Raw genomic sequence first — 474 nt, 5'->3', positions numbered from 1 at the left:
GCCCCATGTGTCAATACACAGCCAGCAATGGCTTCGTGAACGAGTACCACATCGTTCACTACGGGCGCTTTGCGTTGGGCGGCTTCGGCCTGGTAATGGTCGAGGCCACCGGCGTGTCGCCCGAGGCGCGGATCACCCATGGCGATGTGGGCATCTGGGATGACGCCCATGTCGAGGGCCTGGCTCGCATTGCGGCCTTCGCCAAGGAATACGGTGCGGTCCCCGGCATTCAGATCGGCCATGCCGGCCCCAAAGCCAGCATTCAGCGCGCTTTCCAGGGCAATGGTCCGTTAAACGAGAGTGACGCAGTCCGTGGTGAACATCCATGGAAGGTGGTGTCGCCAACTGCACGACCCGTGGCCGAGGGCTGGCTGGTACCAACCGCGCTCGATGCCCAAGGTATAGCCAAGGTCCGAGCCGACTTTGCCGCCGCTGCGCGCCGTGCGCTGCGTGCTGGCTTCGAGGTGTTGGAAC

Annotated in this window: 1 protein-coding gene; it reads left to right on the top strand. The window is 63.7% G+C overall.

The features are described 5' to 3' along the window. Positions 1 to 35: 35 nt before the first annotated feature. Positions 36 to 474, top strand: a 439-nt coding sequence (locus AC1D1Y_RS26340) for an oxidoreductase (protein WP_477684944.1), incomplete at its 3' end; no start/stop codon positions are given.

It is taken from the genome of Polaromonas sp. P1_G1, assembly GCF_056405595.1.
This window is presented reverse-complemented; position numbering and strand designations above follow the sequence as displayed.